The sequence below is a fragment of the Streptomyces sp. NPDC030021 genome (assembly GCF_055574035.1).
In genome coordinates this window covers 185,945-204,448 of sequence record NZ_JBVIAH010000015.1, presented here as the reverse complement: position 1 = coordinate 204,448, position 18,504 = coordinate 185,945, and the positions used below count along the sequence as shown (strand labels likewise).

General features: G+C 72.6%; 21 protein-coding genes. 13 read left to right on the top strand and 8 right to left on the bottom strand.

What is annotated here, in order from left to right; translation table 11 throughout:
• Window positions 1–153 precede the first annotated feature (153 nt).
• On the bottom strand, window positions 154–582 hold the full coding sequence (locus ACZ4YL_RS27835; protein ID WP_314251349.1) for a type II toxin-antitoxin system Rv0910 family toxin: 429 nt from the start codon (window positions 580–582) through the stop codon (window positions 154–156).
• 172 nt (window positions 583–754) lie between these two features.
• Here ACZ4YL_RS27835 and ACZ4YL_RS27830 point away from each other — a divergent pair, with 172 nt between their 5' ends.
• Together ACZ4YL_RS27830 and ACZ4YL_RS27825 are read left to right on the top strand one after the other, a co-directional pair.
• Entirely contained in the window at window positions 755–1,729 is a 975-nt protein-coding gene (locus tag ACZ4YL_RS27830; protein ID WP_468120271.1) for an EamA family transporter, read from the top strand.
• A 395-nt stretch (window positions 1,730–2,124) separates the two neighbouring features.
• Entirely contained in the window at window positions 2,125–3,084 is a 960-nt protein-coding gene (locus tag ACZ4YL_RS27825; protein WP_468120269.1) for a DMT family transporter, read from the top strand.
• Here ACZ4YL_RS27825 and ACZ4YL_RS27820 read toward each other — a convergent pair.
• Entirely contained in the window at window positions 3,066–3,776 is a 711-nt protein-coding gene (locus tag ACZ4YL_RS27820) for a pyridoxamine 5'-phosphate oxidase family protein (protein ID WP_468120268.1), read from the bottom strand. The genes ACZ4YL_RS27825 and ACZ4YL_RS27820 overlap by 19 nt on opposite strands.
• Window positions 3,777–3,813: 37 nt before the next feature.
• Between ACZ4YL_RS27820 and ACZ4YL_RS27815 the strand changes: the two genes are divergently transcribed.
• Window positions 3,814–5,148 (top strand): aminotransferase class I/II-fold pyridoxal phosphate-dependent enzyme, encoded by a 1,335-nt coding sequence (locus ACZ4YL_RS27815; protein ID WP_468120266.1) that lies wholly within the window; start codon window positions 3,814–3,816, stop codon window positions 5,146–5,148.
• 58 nt (window positions 5,149–5,206) lie between these two features.
• Here ACZ4YL_RS27815 and ACZ4YL_RS27810 read toward each other — a convergent pair whose 3' ends face one another.
• The gene (locus ACZ4YL_RS27810) at window positions 5,207–5,380 is read right to left on the bottom strand and encodes a hypothetical protein (protein ID WP_468120264.1); all 174 of its coding nucleotides are present in this window, start codon (window positions 5,378–5,380) and stop codon (window positions 5,207–5,209) included.
• A gap of 13 nt (window positions 5,381–5,393) precedes the next feature.
• Window positions 5,394–6,422 (bottom strand): DMT family transporter, encoded by a 1,029-nt coding sequence (locus ACZ4YL_RS27805; RefSeq protein WP_468120262.1) that lies wholly within the window; start codon window positions 6,420–6,422, stop codon window positions 5,394–5,396.
• Between the two features lie 38 nt (window positions 6,423–6,460).
• On the opposite strand from ACZ4YL_RS27805, the gene ACZ4YL_RS27800 reads away from it, so the two are divergent.
• The gene (locus ACZ4YL_RS27800; protein WP_468120260.1) at window positions 6,461–7,381 is read left to right on the top strand and encodes a LysR family transcriptional regulator; all 921 of its coding nucleotides are present in this window, start codon (window positions 6,461–6,463) and stop codon (window positions 7,379–7,381) included.
• 20 nt (window positions 7,382–7,401) lie between these two features.
• Here the strand turns inward: ACZ4YL_RS27800 and ACZ4YL_RS27795 are convergent, their stop codons facing one another.
• Window positions 7,402–7,827, bottom strand: coding sequence for a pyridoxamine 5'-phosphate oxidase family protein (locus ACZ4YL_RS27795; RefSeq protein ID WP_468120305.1), 426 nt, complete (start codon window positions 7,825–7,827; stop codon window positions 7,402–7,404).
• A gap of 130 nt (window positions 7,828–7,957) precedes the next feature.
• Here ACZ4YL_RS27795 and ACZ4YL_RS27790 point away from each other — a divergent pair, with 130 nt between their 5' ends.
• The 8 genes from ACZ4YL_RS27790 (at window position 7,958) to ACZ4YL_RS27755 (ending at window position 14,735) form a co-directional block, all read left to right on the top strand.
• The gene (locus ACZ4YL_RS27790; protein ID WP_468120258.1) at window positions 7,958–8,572 is read left to right on the top strand and encodes a cysteine hydrolase family protein; all 615 of its coding nucleotides are present in this window, start codon (window positions 7,958–7,960) and stop codon (window positions 8,570–8,572) included.
• Between the two features lie 18 nt (window positions 8,573–8,590).
• Window positions 8,591–9,439 (top strand): HipA family kinase, encoded by an 849-nt coding sequence (locus tag ACZ4YL_RS27785; RefSeq protein ID WP_468120256.1) that lies wholly within the window; start codon window positions 8,591–8,593, stop codon window positions 9,437–9,439.
• On the top strand, window positions 9,436–9,819 hold the full coding sequence (locus ACZ4YL_RS27780) for a DUF3037 domain-containing protein (protein ID WP_030009794.1): 384 nt from the start codon (window positions 9,436–9,438) through the stop codon (window positions 9,817–9,819). Before ACZ4YL_RS27785 ends, ACZ4YL_RS27780 begins: the two co-directional genes overlap by 4 nt.
• Window positions 9,820–9,986: 167 nt before the next feature.
• Window positions 9,987–10,748 (top strand): 3-oxoacyl-ACP reductase FabG, encoded by a 762-nt coding sequence (fabG, locus tag ACZ4YL_RS27775; protein ID WP_327734427.1) that lies wholly within the window; start codon window positions 9,987–9,989, stop codon window positions 10,746–10,748.
• Window positions 10,749–10,776: 28 nt separating this feature from the next.
• A complete protein-coding gene (locus tag ACZ4YL_RS27770; protein ID WP_468120254.1) occupies window positions 10,777–11,538 on the top strand; it encodes an SDR family oxidoreductase in 762 nt (253 codons plus the stop codon).
• A 152-nt stretch (window positions 11,539–11,690) separates the two neighbouring features.
• Entirely contained in the window at window positions 11,691–13,274 is a 1,584-nt protein-coding gene (locus tag ACZ4YL_RS27765; RefSeq protein WP_468120253.1) for an ABC transporter substrate-binding protein, read from the top strand.
• Between the two features lie 124 nt (window positions 13,275–13,398).
• A complete protein-coding gene (locus tag ACZ4YL_RS27760; RefSeq protein ID WP_030009790.1) occupies window positions 13,399–14,067 on the top strand; it encodes a uracil-DNA glycosylase in 669 nt (222 codons plus the stop codon).
• 95 nt (window positions 14,068–14,162) lie between these two features.
• Window positions 14,163–14,735 (top strand): hypothetical protein, encoded by a 573-nt coding sequence (locus ACZ4YL_RS27755; protein ID WP_468120303.1) that lies wholly within the window; start codon window positions 14,163–14,165, stop codon window positions 14,733–14,735.
• 22 nt (window positions 14,736–14,757) lie between these two features.
• On the opposite strand, the gene ACZ4YL_RS27750 is transcribed toward ACZ4YL_RS27755, so the two are convergent.
• Both ACZ4YL_RS27750 and ACZ4YL_RS27745 read right to left on the bottom strand, forming a co-directional pair.
• A complete protein-coding gene (locus tag ACZ4YL_RS27750) occupies window positions 14,758–15,297 on the bottom strand; it encodes a hypothetical protein (RefSeq protein ID WP_468120251.1) in 540 nt (179 codons plus the stop codon).
• Window positions 15,298–15,413: 116 nt separating this feature from the next.
• Window positions 15,414–15,938 (bottom strand): DinB family protein, encoded by a 525-nt coding sequence (locus ACZ4YL_RS27745; RefSeq protein WP_468120249.1) that lies wholly within the window; start codon window positions 15,936–15,938, stop codon window positions 15,414–15,416.
• An 84-nt stretch (window positions 15,939–16,022) separates the two neighbouring features.
• Between ACZ4YL_RS27745 and ACZ4YL_RS27740 the strand changes: the two genes are divergently transcribed.
• Complete coding sequence (locus ACZ4YL_RS27740; RefSeq protein ID WP_468120248.1) at window positions 16,023–16,928, top strand: Gfo/Idh/MocA family protein; 906 nt, start codon at window positions 16,023–16,025, stop codon at window positions 16,926–16,928.
• On the opposite strand, the gene lnt is transcribed toward ACZ4YL_RS27740, so the two are convergent.
• A complete protein-coding gene (gene lnt, locus ACZ4YL_RS27735; protein ID WP_468120247.1) occupies window positions 16,852–18,441 on the bottom strand; it encodes an apolipoprotein N-acyltransferase in 1,590 nt (529 codons plus the stop codon). The genes ACZ4YL_RS27740 and lnt overlap by 77 nt on opposite strands.
• Window positions 18,442–18,504 lie beyond the last annotated feature (63 nt).

Sequence of the window (18,504 nt, the reverse complement as noted above, 5' to 3'; positions counted from 1 at the left end):
ACACTTCGGGGAGGGGGTCGTGGAGGTCCGGCTTTTTCCTCTTCCCCCCCCTGCATTCCAACGCCATCCCCCCCCCCCCCCCCCGTTTTCTCCTCCCGCCCCCCGCCTTCGCGTGCGGTGTGGGCGGCGCGGGCGGCGAGGCCGGCCCGGCGGTCAGACGACCAGGCCGGCCAGCTTGCGCAGCGACTCGTTCAGTGCGGCGGTGGCCGAGTCCTTGAGCTTGCCCGCCATCAGGGAGACGGCGGCCCCGGTGAACTCGCCGTCGATGCGGACGGTGGTGGCCTCGCCGTCCGGGGTCAGGGTGTACCGGGTGAGGACCGCCACCCCCATCGGGCCCTTGCCGGTGATGGCGAAGAGGCGCTCGGCCTCCAGCTCCGAGACGGTCCAGACGACCTCGGCCGGGAAACCCATCATCTTCATGTTCTCGGCGAAGGTGGCGCCGACCGCGAGGGTTTCGGGTCCGCCCTTGGGGAAGTTCGTGTGGGTCATGCTCCACTGCCCGTACGCGTCCCAGTCCGTCAGCTGGGACCAGAGCTGCGCGGCGGACGCCTCGATGCGTGATTCCGCGGTGACTTCAGCCATGCGACCACCCCTTCTCGTCGGGTACGTGCGGCGGAAGGTAGCCCCGGCGGGCAGAACATTCAATACTGACGACCTGTCAGATATTGCCGGTGCCGGCGGTGCGTGATCTCGACTCCGTCTCAACAGGTGTCATCCCCGTGACGGTCCTGACCTGCCCTGTCATGATGGCTGGATGCAAGCGTCAGGGAGAAATGCCGGACTGGGCCTCGCCCTCGTCTCGGCGTTCGCGTTCGGTGGTTCCGGAGTGGCGGCGAAGCCGCTGATCGAGGCGGGTCTGGATCCCCTCCACATGGTCTGGCTCAGGGTGGCCGGGGCAGCGCTCGTGCTGTCCCCGCTGGCCTGGCGCCACCGTGACCTCGTGCTGCGCAGGCCCGCGCTGCTCGCGGGCTTCGGGCTGGTCGCCGTCGCGGGTGTGCAGGCCTTCTACTTCGCCTCCCTGTCCCGCATTCCCGTCGGCGTGGCCCTGCTGCTTGAGTACCTGGGCCCGGCGCTGCTGCTCGGCTACATCCGCTTCGTGCAGCGCAAGCCCGTGACGCGCGGCGCCGCCGCGGGCGCGGCCGTGGCCGTCGTCGGACTGGCCTGCGTGGTCGAGATCTGGGCCGGGCTGAGCCTGGACCTGCTCGGCGTGCTCTTCGGTCTCGCCGCCGCCTGCTGCCAGGCCTTCTACTTCGTCTTCGCCGACCAGGGCGCCGACGGGGACGACGCCCCCGACCCGCTCGGGGTGATCGCGTACGGCATGCTCGTCGGCGCCCTGGTGATGACCGTGATCGCCCGGCCCTGGGAGATGGACTGGCAGGTGCTGGGCGGCGACGCCTCCGTGGGCGGCACGATGGTGCCCGCGCCGGTGCTGCTCGCCTGGGTGGTGCTGGTCGCGACCGTCTTCGCCTACCTGACCGGTGTGGTCTCGGTGCGCCGGCTCTCGCCCCAGGTCGCCGGCGTTGTGGCCTTCCTGGAGGCGGTCGTCGCCACCGTGTTCGCCTGGATCCTGCTCGGCGAACACCTTTCCACCTGGCAGATCGTCGGCGGCGGCCTGGTGCTCGGCGGCGCCTTCATCGCGCAGTCCTCCCGGCCCGCCGCCCCGCCGGTGCCGGCCGTGGCCGACCAGGCCGTACCGGTGCGTGAGACGACCGCGGCCGGCAAGGGTTAGACGACTCGTCCAGGGCGCGTCTTGTCGGGTCAGGCCGGGCTCGCGGCGCGACCGACAGGACAGCCCCTAAGGGCTGTCCCGCAATCCCCGGCGGGCGCACGACGTCAGCTACGGTACCTCGCTGCGTTGTCGGAGCGCCCGAATACGCCCAGTATGGGGACGCCCCTCCGCCTTGCGATGCACCGCATCTGACGCCGTGCGCTGATCCACCGGGGATTACGGGACAGCCCTTAGGATGACGGTCATGCATTCGACCGTGCTTCCGCCTCCCGCCGCCTAGCGCGGGCGGCGCCACCACGTCAGGTATCCGGCCCGGGGAGCCCCGGGCGGGTCCGTGCTGCCCGCGAAGCGATGACCTGCTTCTTTCATCCTTCACGCATGCGCGGAGACATCTCGTGTCGAACCATTCGCCCGCCGCCGGGCGCAGTCTGCTGTATCTCGTCGTCGCCGGAGCCGCCTGGGGCACCGCCGGGGCGGCCGCCTCCCTCCTCTTCCTGGCCAGTGACCTGGGCCCGCTCGCCCTGTCCTTCTGGCGGTGCGCGGGCGGGCTCGTGGTGCTGCTCGGGGTGCTCGCCGTACGCGGGTCCCGCCCCGCCACCGGCCGGGTGCGGCCCTCAGTGGCTTCGCTGATCGGGACCGGGCTCCTCTTCACCCTCTTCCAGGCCGCGTACTTCGCCGCCGTGCGCGAGACCGGCCTCGCGGTGGGCACCGTGGTCACCCTCGGCGCCGGGCCCGTGATCATCGCGCTGGGGGCCCGGTCCTGGATGGGCGAGCGGCTCGGCCGCGGTGGCGTGGCCGCCGTCGTGGGGGCGCTGGCCGGGCTGGCCGTCCTGGTGCTGGGCAGCGGCGGCGGCGAGGTGCGGCCGCTCGGCGTCGGCTGGGCGCTGCTGTCGGCCGCCGGGTACGCGGGGATGACCCTGCGGGCGCGGTGGCTCGGGCAGCGCGGGGCGGGCGGGGACCCGCTGGTGACCACGGCCTGGTCGGTCGCGGTGGGCACGGTGTGCCTCCTGCCGCTCGCCGCGGTGGAGGGGCTGCTGCCGCACACCGCCGACCTCGGCCGGGTGCTCTGGCTGCTGGTGTACGTCGCCACCGTGCCGACCGCGCTGGCGTACGCGCTCTACTTCACGGGTGCCGCGGCCGTACGGGCCGCCACCGTGTCGGTGATCATGCTGATCGAGCCGGTGAGTGCGGCGGTGATCGCGGTCCTGCTGCTCGGGGAGCGGCTGACCGGCGCCGTGGTGCTGGGCACCGTACTGCTGCTGACGGCGGTCGGCGCGCTGATCGTGGCGGAGGCCCGTCGACCGGTGGCTGCGCCCACCCCCGTGCGGCGCAGCCCTCAGAGCGCGCTGAGGTAGTCCGGGACGGCGATGCCGGGGGTCAGGTCCGCGGCGGGCACCGGGGTTCCGTACGCCGGGGCCACCGGAACCACGCCCGCCCAGTGGGGCAGGTCCAGGTCCTCGGCGTCGTCGTTCACCGGTCCGCTGCGGATCTTCGCGGACACCTCGGCGAGGTCCACGCGGATCACCGCGGTGGCGGCGAGTTCCCGGGCGTTGGCCGGCCGGGTGTCGGCGGAGCGGCCCGGGGCGACGGCGTCGACCATGGCGTCCAGGGCCGTCCGGCACTCCGCCTCGTCGGTGACCTGGTGGGCGGTGCCGTGCACGACCACCGAGCGGTAGTTGAGCGAGTGGTGGAAGGCCGAGCGGGCCAGGACCAGTCCGTCGACGTGGGTCACGGTCACGCAGACGGGCAGGCCCGGGTCGGTGCGGCGGGCCGCGAGCAGCGGGCGGGAGCCGGTCGAGCCGTGCATGTAGAGCGATTCGCCGACCCGGGCGAACAGCGTGGGCAGGACCACGGGCGCACCGTCGCGGACGAAGCCGAGGTGGCAGATGTAGGCCTGGTCGAGTATCGAGTGCACCGTCTCGCGGTCGTAGCGCGCCCGGTCGCGGGAGCGGCTGGGGACGGTGCGGTCGGTGGGCTCGTAGCTTGCGGGCGATGCGTCCCCCGGGGGCGGCGTCCCGGGCGTCTCCGTGGCAGGCGTGGGGGTCATGGTGCGGACTCCATTGCACTAGTGCATACTGGGGTTTGTGCTAGGAGACTATCGGATCACAGGGCGTCGCGCAGCGGATATCGCCGCCGGCGTGGAGGCGGGCGTGGCTTCGGGCGCGCTCCCGCCGGGTTCACTGCTGCCGCCGATGCGGGAGCTGGCGGGCGATCTGGGGGTGAACCCCAACACCGTGGCCGCCGCCTACCGGACGCTGCGCGAGCGCGGAGTCATCGAAACCGACGGGCGGCGCGGCAGCCGGGTGCGGTCCCGCCCGTCGAGCACGCCGCGGGACGCGCTGCGCATGGTGGTGCCGGAGGGCGTACGGGACCTCGCGGAGGGCAGCCCGGACGTATCCCTGCTCCCCGCGCTGGAGGGGCCGCTGGCGGCGGCCGCCCGGCGGTACGGGCAGGCGCCGACCCTCTACGGGGCGGACCCGGTCGCTCCGGAGCTCGCGGAACTGGCCCGGGCCGGCTTCGACGCGGACGGGGTGCCGCCGGGACCCGTGGCGGTGACCTCGGGCGCGCTGGACGGCATCGAACGGGTACTCACCGCCCATCTGCGGGCGGGCGACGCGGTGGCGGTCGAGGACCCGGGATGGGGCGGGGCGCTGGACCTGGTCCCGGCGCTCGGGCTGCGCGTGCTGCCGGTGGCGGTGGACGACGACGGACCCCGGCCCGAGGCGGTGGCCCGGGCCCTGGCGGCAGGGGCGCGGGCGCTGGTGGTGACCGCGCGGGCGCAGAACCCGACCGGGGCCGCGGTGGGCGCGGAGCGGGCGCGGGAGCTGCGGGCCCTGCTGGCGGACCACCCCGAGGTGCTGCTGATCGAGGACGACCACGGGAACGGGATCGTCGACCTGCCGTTGCATCCGCTGGGCGGGGTGACCCGGCACTGGGTGCTGGTGCGGTCCACGGCGAAGGCGTACGGGCCGGACCTGCGGCTCGCGGTGCTGACCGGCGATGCGGTCACGCTGGACCGACTGCGGGGGCGGCAGCGGCTGGGGCCGGGCTGGGTGAGCCGGCTGCTCCAGTACGCGGTGGTGGAGCTGTGGGCCTCGGGCGCGGTCGACCCGGTGGCGGTGGCCCGCTCGTACGCGGGGCGGCGGGACGCGCTGGTCGAGGCGCTGCGGCGGCGGGGGGTCCGGGCGCACGGGCGCAGCGGCCTGAACGTCTGGGTGCCGGTGGTCGACGAGACGGTGGTGGTGACACGGCTGCTCACCGCCGGATGGGCGGTGTCCCCCGGGGCCGTCTTCCGGGTCGAGGCGGGGCCGGGGATCCGGCTGACGGTCTCGCAGCTGACGGTCGGCGAGGTGCCGGGTCTGGCGGACGCGGTGGCCGCGGCGGTCAGTGTGGGTGCGGCGGGGGTGCGGTACGACTGACGGCGGGCCGCCTGGCCCGCCCCGGCCGCTCGGTCCTGCCCACGGGACCTCGGGGTGGTCAGGCGGCGAGCTCCGGCAGGCCGCCCGGCGCGAGGACCGACCCGGCCAGGGCGATCACGGTGCAGAGGGTGCGGTACAGGCCGCGCGCCATGTGCAAGGGCGCCGGGCCGGGCTTGCCTTGTGCCTGTGTGCGCAGCTCCGCGTCGGCGGCCGCCCGGCGTTCCAGGGACACCGCCTGGCGCTGATCAGGCGGGCCTGCGCGCCCCGGGGCGGGTCTGGGTGAGGGCCGCGCCGGCCAGCACGATCGCGGCGCCGACCGGGGTGTTCCAGTGGAGCTGCTCGCCGAGGACCAGGACGCCCGCCGTGGTGGCGATGACCGGGATGAAGTAGGTGACCATCTGGGCGGTGGTCGGGCCGACCTCCGTCACCAGCCCGTACTGCATCTGCAGGGCCATGCCCGTGCCGAGGGCGCCCAGCGCGATCACCGACAGGGTGGGCCAGAGCGGGAACGAGCTCGGCGCCGAGGTGAACGCGGCGCTCACGAGTGCGAGCTGGAGCGTGGAGACCATGAGCTGGCCGCCGGTCAGGGCCACCGGGGAGCCGGGGGTCCCGGCCAGCGTGCGGCGGACGTAGATCCAGCCGATGGGGTAGCAGAGGGACGCCAGCAGGGCGAACGCGGTGCCCTTGGCGTCGACACCGGAGAAGCCCTGCCAGGCGCCGAGCACGGTCAGGACGCCGAGGAAGCCCAGGCCCAGCCCCGCGAAGCGGCGGCGCGTCGGGCGGTCCTCGGACAGGGCGACCAGCGACAGCGCCATGCCCCACAGCGGCGAGGTGGCGTTGCAGATGCCGGCCAGGCTGGAGGGGATGCTCAGCTCCGCGTACGCGAAGAGCGAGAACGGGGCGGTGTTGAGCAGCAGCGCCGCCACGGTCAGGTGGCCCCAGGTGCGCAGTCCGCGGGGGAGCGGCTCGCGGCGGACCAGCAGCACGGTGAGCAGGGCGAGCGCGCCGAACAGGACCCGGCCCAGCGCCACCTGGAAGGGCGCGTACGCCTCCGTGCCGACCTTGATCAGGAGAAAGCTGAAGCCCCAGATGACCGAGAGGATCGCGAACCGGACCCGCCAGTCCAGGAGGCCGCCCCGGCGCCGGCCGGTGGTGGAGGCGGCGGCGGTCGTGGTGGGGGAGGCCGGGGAGGGGGAGGCGGCCGGGACGGTCGGCCCGGAGGTGGTCGGTGCGCTCATGCCCCTTACTGTGCTCGTATCAACTTCGTAGGACAAGCGAGAGTTTCTCGGGGTATCGCCGTAGCATTGCTTACATGTTGAACCTGGAGCGCCTGCGCACCCTGGACGCCCTCGCCCGCCACGGCTCGGTCAGCGGCGCGGCCGACGGCCTCCACGTCACCACCTCCGCCGTGTCCCAGCAGCTGGCCAAGCTGGAGCGCGAGGTCGGACAGCCGCTGCTGGCCAGGAACGGGCGCGGGGTCCGGCTCACCGACGCCGGGCGGCTGCTCGCCGATCACGCCGCCCGGATCATCTCCCAGGTGGAACTCGCCCAGGCCGACGTCGAGGCCCAGCGGGGCTGCGCCGTGGGCGAGTTGCGGATCGGCGCCTTCCCGACCGCCATGCGCGGGCTGCTGCCCCAAACCCTGGCCGCGCTGCGGGCCGGGCATCCGGAGCTGCGGGTCCGGGTGCGCGAGCAGGAGCCCGAGGAGAGCATGGCGGCCGTCGTGCGCGGGGACCTCGACCTGGCCCTGGCGATCGACTGGCACAACAAGCGGATGCCGGTGCCCGCCGAGCTCACCCGGACCCACCTGCTGGACGACACCGTCGACATCGCCGTCCCGGCCGGCCACCGGCTGGCCGACCGGGCCGGGGGCTCCACGAAGTCCGGGATCTCCCTCGCCGAATGCGGCGACGACGACTGGATCTCCTGGAACGAGGGGCAGTTCTGCCACGAGTGGCTGGTCTTCACCCTGCGCGGTACGGGCATCGAGCCGCGCATCGCCCACATCGCCGAGGAGCACCACACCCAGCTGGCCTTCGTGGAGGCCGGACTCGGCGTGTGCGTGGCGCCGAAGCTGGGCCGCGGCCCGGTGCCGCCGGGCGTGCGGCTGCTGCCGGTGTGCGACAGCGTACGCCGCCACGTGTACGCCGTCTGGCGCGCGGACGCCGACCGCCGGCCCTCCATCCGGGCCGCGGTCGACGCCCTGCGGCAGGCGGCCGCCGGACTTCGGTAGGTCCGCCGTTGCGTGGCCGCCTACAGCTTGCGGAAGTCCCAGGAGACGATCGAGTCGGGGGTCAGCCGGATCCAGGCGTGCCGCCCGTCGTGCGGCATCTCCTCGATGCCGAAGTTCTTGACCGGGAAGATCCGCTCGGCCTCCGCGAGCTCGGGGCAGGGCTCGCCGGTGCGCGGGGCCTCGCCCACGAAGACGGCGCTGCCGGACAGCTCCACTCCGCGCAGTTCGTCGTACGACTCGCCGGAATCCACGACCACCGAGATCCGCGGATCCTTCCTCAGGTCGGACCAGCGGCGGCTGCGCGTGATCGAGTACAGCCACAGTGAGCCGCCGTCCCACGCGAACCACAGGGCGCCCACGTGCGGGCGCCCGTCGGGGGAGACCGTCGCGACCCGGCAGGTCTTCTGCTCGCGCAGGAAGGAGTCCACTTCCGCGTCGCTCATCATGATGCGCCGGCCCCGCCGCTGTGAGGTTCCGGTTCGTGCCCCGTCCACGTCCATCCGTCCTGCACCCCTTCACATCTGACTGTGTGTCAGGAATCATGAGGGCTCTTCCGTCGCCACGCCAGGGGGAGCCATGCCGGATCTCGATCCCGCCACCACCGCGCTGCTCACCGTCGAATGCCAGAACGGTGTCGTCGGCGAGGAGAGCGCGCTGCCGGAGCTGGCCAAGGAGGCCCGGGACTCGGGGATGCTGGAACGGGTGGCCGCGCTGGTCGACGCCGCGCGCGGGGCCGGCGTACAGGTGCTGCACGCGGTCGCCGAGCGGCGGCCCGACGGGCTCGGCGCGAACACCAACGCCCGGCTGTTCCGGGCCGCGGAGAGGCTGCCCGTGCGCCAGCTGACCGGGAGCCGGGCGGTGGAGGTCGCCGCGCCCATCGTCGTCGCCGGGCAGGACCTGGTGGTCCGCCGGCTGCACGGGCTCTCCCCGATGGCCGGTACCGATCTCGACCCCCTGCTGCGCAATCTCGGCATCCGCACCCTCGTCGTCACCGGGGTCTCCTCCAACATCGCCATCCCGAACACCGTCTTCGACGCCGTGAACCTCGGCTACCGGGTGGTGGTCCCGGCCGACGCCATCGCCGGGGTGCCCGCCTCCTGCACCGCCGAGGTGATCCGCAACTCCCTCGCACTGGTTGCGGCCGTCACCACCGCCGAAGAGCTGCTCATGCAGTGGGCTCCCGCGACCTGACCCCCGTAACCTGGGCGGATGCTGTCCGAAGTGATCGCGACCCGTTACGTCACGCCCCTGCGTGAGGGCGGCTCGCTCCCGGGGATCGTCGAGGCCGACGACCTCGGTACCTACGTCATGAAATTCACCGGAGCCGGCCAGGGTCGCAAGACCCTGGTCGCCGAGGTCATCTGCGGCCGCCTGGCCCAGCGGCTGGGGCTGAGGGTCCCACGGCTGGTGCAGATGCAGCTCGACCCCGTGATCGGGCTCGGCGAGCCCGACCAGGAGGTCCAGGAGCTGCTCAAGGCCAGCGGCGGGCTCAACCTCGGCATGGACTACCTGCCCGGCTCGATCGGCTTCGACCCGCTGGCGTACCAGGTGGACCCGGTCGAGGCGGGGCGCGTCGTCTGGTTCGACGCCCTCATCAACAACGTCGACCGCTCCTGGCGCAACCCGAACATGCTGGTCTGGCACGGGGACCTCTGGCTCATCGACCACGGCGCCACCATGATCTGGCACCACAACTGGCCCACCGCCGTGGCGGCGGCCGCCAAGCCCTACAACGCCTCCGACCACGTACTGGCCCCCGTGGGCCCGGACATCGCCGCCGCGTCCGCCGCGCTCGCGCCGCTGGTCACCGAGGAACTGCTCACGGAGGTCGCGGCCGACGTCCCCGACGAGTGGCTCGTCGACGAGCCGGGCTTCGACTCCACCGACGCGCTGCGCCGCGCCTATGTGGAGGCGTTGCTGCCGCGCGCGGCCACGATCCACGAGAGGATCTCGCTGGAGGCCGAGGTGAAGACGCCTGCCGGACCTCCCGGCTGGCTCACCGACCACCTGCCGGGATGGCCCCACAAGACCCACAAGAAGAAGAGCGACATCGAGTGACCAAGCGGGACGTGTTCGAGTACGCGCTGGTGCGCGTGGTGCCCCGGATGGAACGGGGCGAGTGCTTCAACGCCGGCGTGATCGTCTACTGCCGGGCGCACACGTACGTCGCCGCGCGCACCCACCTCGACGAGGCGAAGCTCCTCGCACTGGACCCCGGGGCCGATGTGGCCGGGGTACGGGCCGCCCTGCGCGGGGTCGAGGGCGTGTGCAGCGGCGGCGCCGAGGCGGGGCAGGCGGCGGGTGACGACGCGGGACGGCGGTTCCGCTGGCTCATCGCCCCGCGGAGCACCGTGGTGCAGCCGGGTCCGGTGCACACCGGCCTGACGGCCGATCCGGCGGCGGAGGTGGAGCGGCTGCTGGACCTGCTGGTCCGCTGAGGCGGTCCGGGGGCTCCGCCCCCGGACCCCGGCGCCCGAAACGCAGGCGGGGCCGGATCGGCTGGCGTTGACACCGGGTGCCAGGGCTCCTAGCGTCTCCTCAGCTGAAGCTACTAAGCGGTTGCTCACCTCTGGGCGGCCGCCTCTCAAGGGCGAGGAGATCCAGCATGTCCACCACCGAGCAGCGCGTCGCGATCGTGACCGGGGCGGCCCGGGGCATCGGCGCCGCCACCGCCGTACGCCTGGCCGCCGAGGGCCGGGCCGTCGCCGTACTCGACCTCGACGAGGCAGCCTGCAAGGACACCGTGGAGGCCATCACGGCGGCCGGCGGCAAGGCGCTCGCGGTCGGCTGCGACGTCTCCGACGGCGCACAGGTGGAGGCGGCCGTCGCGCGCGTCGCGAGCGAGCTCGGCGCCCCGACCATCCTGGTCAACAATGCGGGTGTGCTGCGCGACAACCTGCTGTTCAAGATGACCGAGACCGACTGGGACACGGTCATGAACGTGCACCTGCGCGGTGCGTTCCTGATGTCGAAGGCCTGTCAGAAGTACATGGTGGAGGCCAAGTTCGGCCGCATCGTGAACCTCTCCAGCAGCTCGGCGCTCGGCAACCGCGGCCAGGTCAACTACTCCGCCGCCAAGGCCGGACTGCAGGGCTTCACCAAGACCCTGGCCATCGAGCTCGGCAAGTTCGGCGTCACCGCCAACGCAGTCGCCCCCGGTTTCATCGCCACCGAGATGACCGCCCAGACGGCCGCCCGCGTCGGCATGGGCTTCGAGGACTTCCAGGCCGCGGCCGCCACCCAGATCCCGGTCCAGCGCGTCGGCCGCCCGGACGACATCGCCAACGCCATCGCCTTCTTCACGGGCGAAGCCGCGGGCTTCGTCTCCGGCCAGGTCATGTACGTGGCCGGCGGCCCGCTCAACTGACGAGTCCACGAGAGGCAGGGCGTACGACATGACGTACAGCGGTATCGACAGCGGCAAGGTCGCTCTGATCACCGGGGCGAGCCGGGGCATCGGCTACGGCATCGCCGAGGCGCTGGTCGCCCGCGGCGACCGGCTCTGCATCACCGGGCGCAACGAGGAGGCCCTCAAGGAGGCCGTCGAGCGGCTCGGCGCGGACCGGGTGATCGGTGTCGCCGGCAAGGCGCACGACGAGGCCCACCAGGCCGTCGCCGTCGAGCGCACGATGGAGGCCTTCGGCCGCGTCGACTTCCTGGTGAACAACGCGGGCACCAATCCCGTCTTCGGTCCGATCGCGGACCTGGACCTCGGGGTCGCGCGGAAGGTCTTCGAGACCAATGTGATTTCGGCGCTCGGCTTCGCCCAGCGGACCTGGCACGCCTGGCAGAAGGACAACGGCGGCGCGATCGTGAACATCGCGTCCATCGCCGGCGTCTCCGCCTCGCCCTTCATCGGCGCGTACGGGATGAGCAAGGCCGCCATGGTCAACCTCACCCTCCAGCTCGCGCACGAGATGGCGCCCGGGGTCCGGGTGAACGCGATCGCCCCCGCGGTGGTCAAGACGAAGTTCGCGCAGGCGCTGTACGAGGGCCGGGAACAGGAGGCCGCGGCGGCCTATCCGCTCGGCCGACTGGGGCTCCCGGAGGACATCGGCGGGGCGGCGGCGTTCCTCACATCTGCACAAGCGGAATGGATCACCGGGCAAACTCTCGTCGTCGACGGTGGGATGTTCCTCAATGCCGGGGTCCACTGACCGATAATCGGACGTATTTGCCTCCGAAAGAGAGGTAAATGCGTATCGAATATGCACGGAACCGGTCAAGTGCCTCACGAAACCAACCCATTGGATTCGTGGGGCACTGCGGTAGGGTCTGCCGCACCCCTGGCTGATCGAGGAGCGTGCACGTGTTCAACCGGACCAGATGCCTGCAGATCACTGCGGCCCTTGCGTCCATATCCCTGCTCGCCGGATGCGGCCTGCTGTCGGAGGACGACGGCGACGAGATGAAGAGGATCGTCGTCGGTACCACGAGCGCACCGAGCACCCTCGATCCCGCGGCCGCGTGGGACGGCTCCTGGGAGCTGTACCGGAACGTCTACCAGACCCTGCTGGCCTTCCCGACGGGCTCCAGCAAGCCCCAGCCCGACGCGGCCCAGAGCTGCGAGTTCACGGACGCGGCGAGCCAGGCCTACCGGTGCACCCTGCGCAAGGGCCTGAAGTTCTCCAACGGCGAGCCGCTCGACGCCAAGGCGGTCAAGTACTCCCTCGACCGGATCAAGACCATCGGCTCCAACGTCGGCCCCAAGGGCCTCTTCGGCACCCTCGACAAGATCGAGACGCCGGACGCGCTGACGGTCGTCTTCCACCTGAACACCTCGGACGCCACCTTCCCGTACGTCCTCGGCTCGCCCGCCGCCTCGCTCGTCGCGCCCAAGGACTACCCGGCCGACAAGGTCCGCGAGGGCGACAAGGTCACCGGCTCCGGCCCGTACGTGCTCGACTCGTACAAGGAGGGCGCCGAGGCGGTGCTCACCGGCAACACGAGCTACACCGGCTTCGCCAACCGCAAGAACAAGGCGGTGACCATCCGCTACTTCGCGGACTCGCCGAAGATGATCGCGGCGATGAAGGCGAAGGAGATCGACGCCACCTACCGAGGCCTGTCGGCTCCGGAGATCACCGACCTCCAGACCCCCGCGGCGCACGCACTGGGCGTCCAGGTCGTCGAGAACGTCGGCGCCGAGATCCGCTACCTGGTCTTCAACCCCAAGGACCCCCAGGTCGCCAAGCTCCCGGTCCGCCAGGCCATCGCCCAGATCGTCGACCGCGGTGCGCTCGTCTCCAAGGTCTACCAGGGCACAGCCGAGCCGCTGTACTCGATGGTCCCCAAGGGGGTCGTCGGCCACAAGACGCCCTTCTACGACAAGTACGGCGCCGCGGACGTCGCCAAGGCCAAGAAGATCCTCAGGGACGCCGGGATCACCCAGCCGGTCGAGCTGACCTTCTGGTACACCACCGACCGCTACGGCTCCTCGACCGCGGACGAGTTCACCGAGCTCAAGCGGCAGCTGGACGAGAGCCAGCTGTTCCGGATCACCCTGCGCAGCCAGCCCTGGAAGACCTTCCAGACCGGCTACAAGACCGGTGAGTACCCGGTCTTCGGCCGCGGCTGGTTCCCCGACTTCCCGGACCCGGACAACTTCATCGCGCCGTTCGTCGGCAAGGAGAACGCGGTCGGCACCCCGTACGAGCCCGCCGAGATCGTGAACGAGCTGCTGCCCAAGACCCGCCGCGAGGGTGACCGCTCGGCGGGCGTCCAGGAGTTCGAGCAGGCCCAGAAGATCTTCGCCGACGACGTCCGGCTGCTGCCCCTGTGGCAGGGCAAGCTGTACGTCGCGGCGCGCGAGGACATCGCGGGCGCCGAGCGGGCGCTGGACCCGCAGACCGTCATGCAGATGTGGGAGTTCTACCGCAAGACCAGCTGGTAGAACCGGCACCGGTGCGTCGGCCGCCATGGGCGGCCGACGCATTGTCAGTGGGTCCCGGTAGGTTCTGGAGCAGTTGCACGAGCAGTTGCACGAACTTGTACCGGAGGTTGTCGCCGTGACCCAGATGCTGCCCGAGTCCTGGCTCCCCGTCCTCGGCGGAGAGCTGGACCAGCCCTACTTCAAAGAGCTCACCGAGTTCGTCGAGAAGGAACGGGCGAACGGGCCGGTCTACCCGCCCCGCGAGCAGGTGTTCGCGGCCCTGGAAGCCACTCCCTTCGACCGGGTGAAGGTCCTCGTCCTCGGCCAGGACCCGTACCACGGCGCCGGCCAGGGTCACGGCCTGTGCTTCTCCGTGCAGCCCGGGGTCAAGACCCCGCCCTCGCTGCGCAACATCTACAAGGAGATGAAGGAGGAGCTCGACCTGCCGATCCCGGACAACGGGTACCTGATGCCGTGGGCCGAGCAGGGCGTCCTGCTGCTCAACGCGGTGCTCACGGTCCGGGAGGCCGAGCCCAATTCGCACAAGGGCAAGGGCTGGGAGAAGTTCACCGACGCCGTGATCCGCGCGGTGTCCGAGCGGCCCGACCCGGCCGTCTTCGTCCTGTGGGGCGCCTACGCCCAGAAGAAGCTCCCGCTGATCGACGAGGAGCGGCACGTGGTCGTCAAGGGCGCCCACCCCTCCCCGCTGTCCGCCAAGAAGTTCTTCGGATCCCGGCCCTTCACGCAGATCAACGAGGCCATCGCCGCCCAGGGACATGAGCCGATCGACTGGCGGATCCCGAACCTCGGCTGACGTCCCCCCGCGCCTCGGCGCCATTGCCGGTACCTCCGGCTAGCTTCTAGATGATCAGACCGGAGCAGGTCTGGCAGAGCAAGCCGGAGGCCGCCGTGTCGGAGCAGCAGGAGGCGTCGGAGGACGCCGTCATGACCAGGATCGGCCAGGCGGTCATCCTGCTGCACGCCGGGGACCGTGAGGAGGCCCGCAACCGGCTCGGGGAGATCTGGTCCGAGATCGGCGAGGAGGGGGACTCCCTCCACCGCTGCACCCTGGCCCACTACATGGCCGACGCCCAGGACGATCCGGCTGACGAGCTGGCCTGGGACCTGCGGGCCTTGACCGCCGCCGCCGACGTGCCGGGCGACCTGCCGGGCGACAGGCCCGGGACCAGACCGCCCCAGGACGGGCGGCCCGCGCGGTGGGAGCCGCATCCGGCGATGCGCGTGTTCTACCCGTCGCTGCACCTGAACCTGGCAGCCGACTACGTGAAACTGCAGCGGCCGGAGGCGGCCCGGGTCCACCTGGCCCGGGCCCGCGCGGCCACCGGAGCGCTGTCCGACGACGGGTACGGGAACGGCGTACGGGCCGCCATCGCGCGGCTGGAGCGGCGCCTGGCCGCGGAACCGGGAGCCGGACCCGGACCTGGTCCCGGACCCCGGCCGTTCCCCGAGCAGTCCCCGTAGGCCCCAGGGGGCCCGCCGGCGGTCAGTCCCCGTGGACGCCCGAGCAGATGCGGGCCTCCGGGCTGTCGGGCTGCCAGTGGCCGTGCCTGCGGCCCAGCGCGCACACATCGGCCGGCCGCACCGGCAGCTTCCGGACCAGCTCACGCTCCACCTCGGCGTCGCGCCGGGGACGCTGCGGACGGCCTCCCGGGTGCCCGGTGACGGGCTCGGCGGCCCGCCGGGGTTCCGGGATGTCCGGGACGGGCGGAGCCTCCTGAGCGGGCCCGCCGGAGCCGCCCGGTACGGGGCGCTGTGCGGACCGCCGGGCGGGCGCGGGGCCCGCCGGGGCCGCGGGCCGCTCCGGGGCGGTCTCCAACGCCTCCAGCGCCTCCAGGGCGGGCGCGCGGACGGCCACGGGGGCGGCCTCCGGCCCGCCGCGCGGCTCACGGCGGGGCGGTACCCCGGCGGCGGGGGCCGCCGCGGGCTGCACGGGTCCGGGGCTCACACTCACACAGCCGGAGACCGCCGAGACGGCGCAGGCGACTCCGAGCAGCAGCGTTGTCGTGGTTCGGGTTGGATGCACTCGCGCAACTCTGCTGTGCCAGGACCCCGTTGCGAAAACCCGGAGCCGATATTCACCCCGCACGGGTGACGTACCCACCCGCCGGACAGGGCCCCAGGGCCGGTCCGGGACGGCCTTCAGTCGCCGGTGGCGCCGTCGATCTGCTCGCGCAGCAGGTCCGCGTGGCCGTTGTGGCGCGCGTACTCCTCGATCATGTGGGTGTAGACCCAGCGCAGGCTGAACACCTCGCCGCGGTGGTGGCTCCCGGCCTGCGAGACCGCGTCCAGCGAACGGCCCGCGGCGGCCTGGCGTGCCAGCTCGACCTCCGTCTGCCAGACCTGCTCGGCCTCGGCCCAGGTGGCCCCCTCGGGGAAGCGGAAGTCGCCGTCCGGGTCCTCGCTCGTGGAGTACAGCTCGGGGAGGTCCTCGCCCAGCGCGATCTCCCGGAACCAGTACCGCTCCACCTCCGCCATATGCCGTACGAGGCCCAGGAGGCTCAGCTCGGAGGGCGCGAGCGGGGTGTGGCGCAGCTGTTCGTCCTGGAGCCCCTCGCACTTCCAGACGAGGGTGGCACGGTGGTAGTCGAGCCATCCGTCCAGCATGTCCCGCTCGTCGGCGGTGGTGGCGGGTTCGCTGCGATGTGATCCTGAACTGGTGGTCATGGGGCTCATCCTCGGCGAACCGGGCCCCCTTCACCAGGGATTAAGCTGCGGGAATCCCACAAGGAACCAACCTGGAGGCGCCCGGTGAAGGTCGGCTGCATCGGACTCGGCGACATCGCGCAGAAGGCGTACCTGCCCGTCCTCACCACCCGCCCGGGCATCGAACTGCACCTGCAGACGCGTAACCCCGACACCCTGGAGCGGGTCGGCGACACCCACCACGTCCCGGCCGCGCGCCGGCACACCGATCTCGGCGCGCTGCTCGCCGAGGGGCTGGACGCGGCCTTCGTGCACGCCGCCACCGTGGCCCACCCCGAGATCGTCACACGGCTGCTGGAGGCCGGCGTGCCCACGTACGTGGACAAGCCGCTCGCCTACGAACTCGCGCACTCGCGGCAGCTCGTGGAACGGGCCGAGCAGCTCGGGGTCTCCCTCGCCGTCGGTTTCAACCGCCGCTTCGCGCCTGCCTACGCGCAGTGCGCCGACCACGCCCGCGAGCTGATCATCATGCAGAAGAACCGGGTCGGGCTGCCCGAGGACCCGCGCACCCTGGTGCTGGACGACTTCATCCACGTCGTCGACACCCTGCGGTTCCTGCTGCCCGGCGAGGCCGACCACCTCGACGTCCGGGCGGTGGTGCGCGAGGGGCTGATGCACCAAGTGGTGCTCCAGCTGTCCGGCGCCGGGTTCACCGCCCTCGGCATCATGAACCGGCTGTCCGGCTCCACCGAGGAGATCCTGGAGGTGTCCGGCCGCGACACCAAGCGGCAGGTCGTCAACCTCGCGGAGGTCATCGACCACAAGGGCCAGCCGACCGTGCGGCGCCGCGGGGACTGGGTCTCCGTCGCCCGCCAGCGCGGCATCGAGCAGGTCGTCGACCACTTCCTGGAGGCGGTCGCGTCGGGCACCACGCTCAGCGCCCGCGACGCCCTGCGAACCCACGAGCTGTGCGAGCGGGTGGTGAGTTCGGCTCTGGAGCAGGCCTCCTGAGCGAACGGCTGCCCGCCACCGCGCAGTACACCGCCAGGGCGGCGAGGGCGGCGGTCACCGGCCAGTCCCCGAAACGGACGTAGAGGGTCGTGCCGCGGGCGAGCGGCACTTCGTACACGGCCGCCGTGCTCGCGGAAGTGGGCAGGGCCGCGCCGACCCGCGCGCCGGACGGGCCGTTCACGACGCTGATGCCCGTGAGGGTGGCGTGGACCATCGGGCGGCCGTTCTCGGCCGCCCGCAGCGCGGCCAGCGAGGCGTGCTGGGCCGGCGCCCAGCTCTCCTGGAACGAGGAGGTCGCCGACTGGGCGACGAGCAGGGAGGCCCCGTCCAGGGTGAGGCGCCGGCTCATGTCGGGAAAGGCCGACTCGAAGCACACCAGCGGGCCGACGCGGACCCGGCCGGGCCCGTCCGGCCGCCCGGGCAGGTTCATGACCACCGGGGTGTCGCCGCGCACCCGGTCCTCGCCCGCCGCCTTGCCGACCGAGGTGGCCCAGCCGAACAGCGCACGGGCCGGTACGTACTCCCCGAACGGGACGAGCCGCATCTTGTCGTACCGGTCACCGGTGGGGCCCTGGGGGCCCACGAGGACCGCGCTCTTGTAGATCCCGGGGCGGTCCGCCCGCCGTGCGTCCACATTCACCAGCAGCGGGGCCCCGACCTCCGCCGACAGCGCGGCCAGCCGCCCGGCCAGGTCCGGGCGGGCCGTCAGGTCCGCGCCGACGCTGCTCTCACCCCAGACCACCAGATCGACCCGCTGCCGCGCCAGCGGCCGCGTCAGCCGCTCACCGATGTCGAACCGCAGCTCCGCACTGTCCGGGCCGTCCGTCACCGGGCCGGGCTGTACGACGGCCACGCGCAGCCGGCCCGATTCCTCGGGTCGCGCCGCCCACACCCACACCGCTCCCGTCAGCACCGCGCACCCGGTCATGCCCGCCACCGCGGGGATCCGCGCCCCCGGCACCGCGATCAGCAGCACCAGCGCGCAGTTCACCGCCACCACCAGCAGGCTGACCAGCCACACCCCGCCCACCGAGGCCAGGCGCAGGGCGGGCGCCACCTGCCACTGGCTCGCGCCCAGCAGGCCCCACGGCCCGCCCAGCCCCTGCCAGGACCGGACCAGCTCCGACAGCAGCCACCCCGCCGGTACGAGGACGAGCGCGCAGCAGGCCCGGCCCGCCGGCGGGGTCCCGCCGAGGAGCTCCCGCACCAGCAGGGCCCAGGGGATCCAGAGCAGCCCGAGCAGCGCGGCCACCGGGATCAGGAACACGTGCAGGCTGGGCAGCAGCCAGTGGTGGACGGCCAGGATGAACCCCGCGCCGCCGAGCCAGCCCTCCAGCACGGCCCGCCGCCCGGTGGGGGCCGACCGCAGCAGCAGCATCCAGGGCACGAGGGAGGCGTAGGCGAACCACCAGAGCGCGGGGGCCGGGAACGCGAGGGCGGGCAGCGCCCCGGCGGCCACGGCGGCGGGCGCACGCCATCGAGGGGACCACCACCGCATGCGCATCGTGATCATGGCGTGCCTCCGTTTCCAGTGTGGCAGTGCCTGACGTGGCGGCCGAGTCGAGCGGCTCCGGCC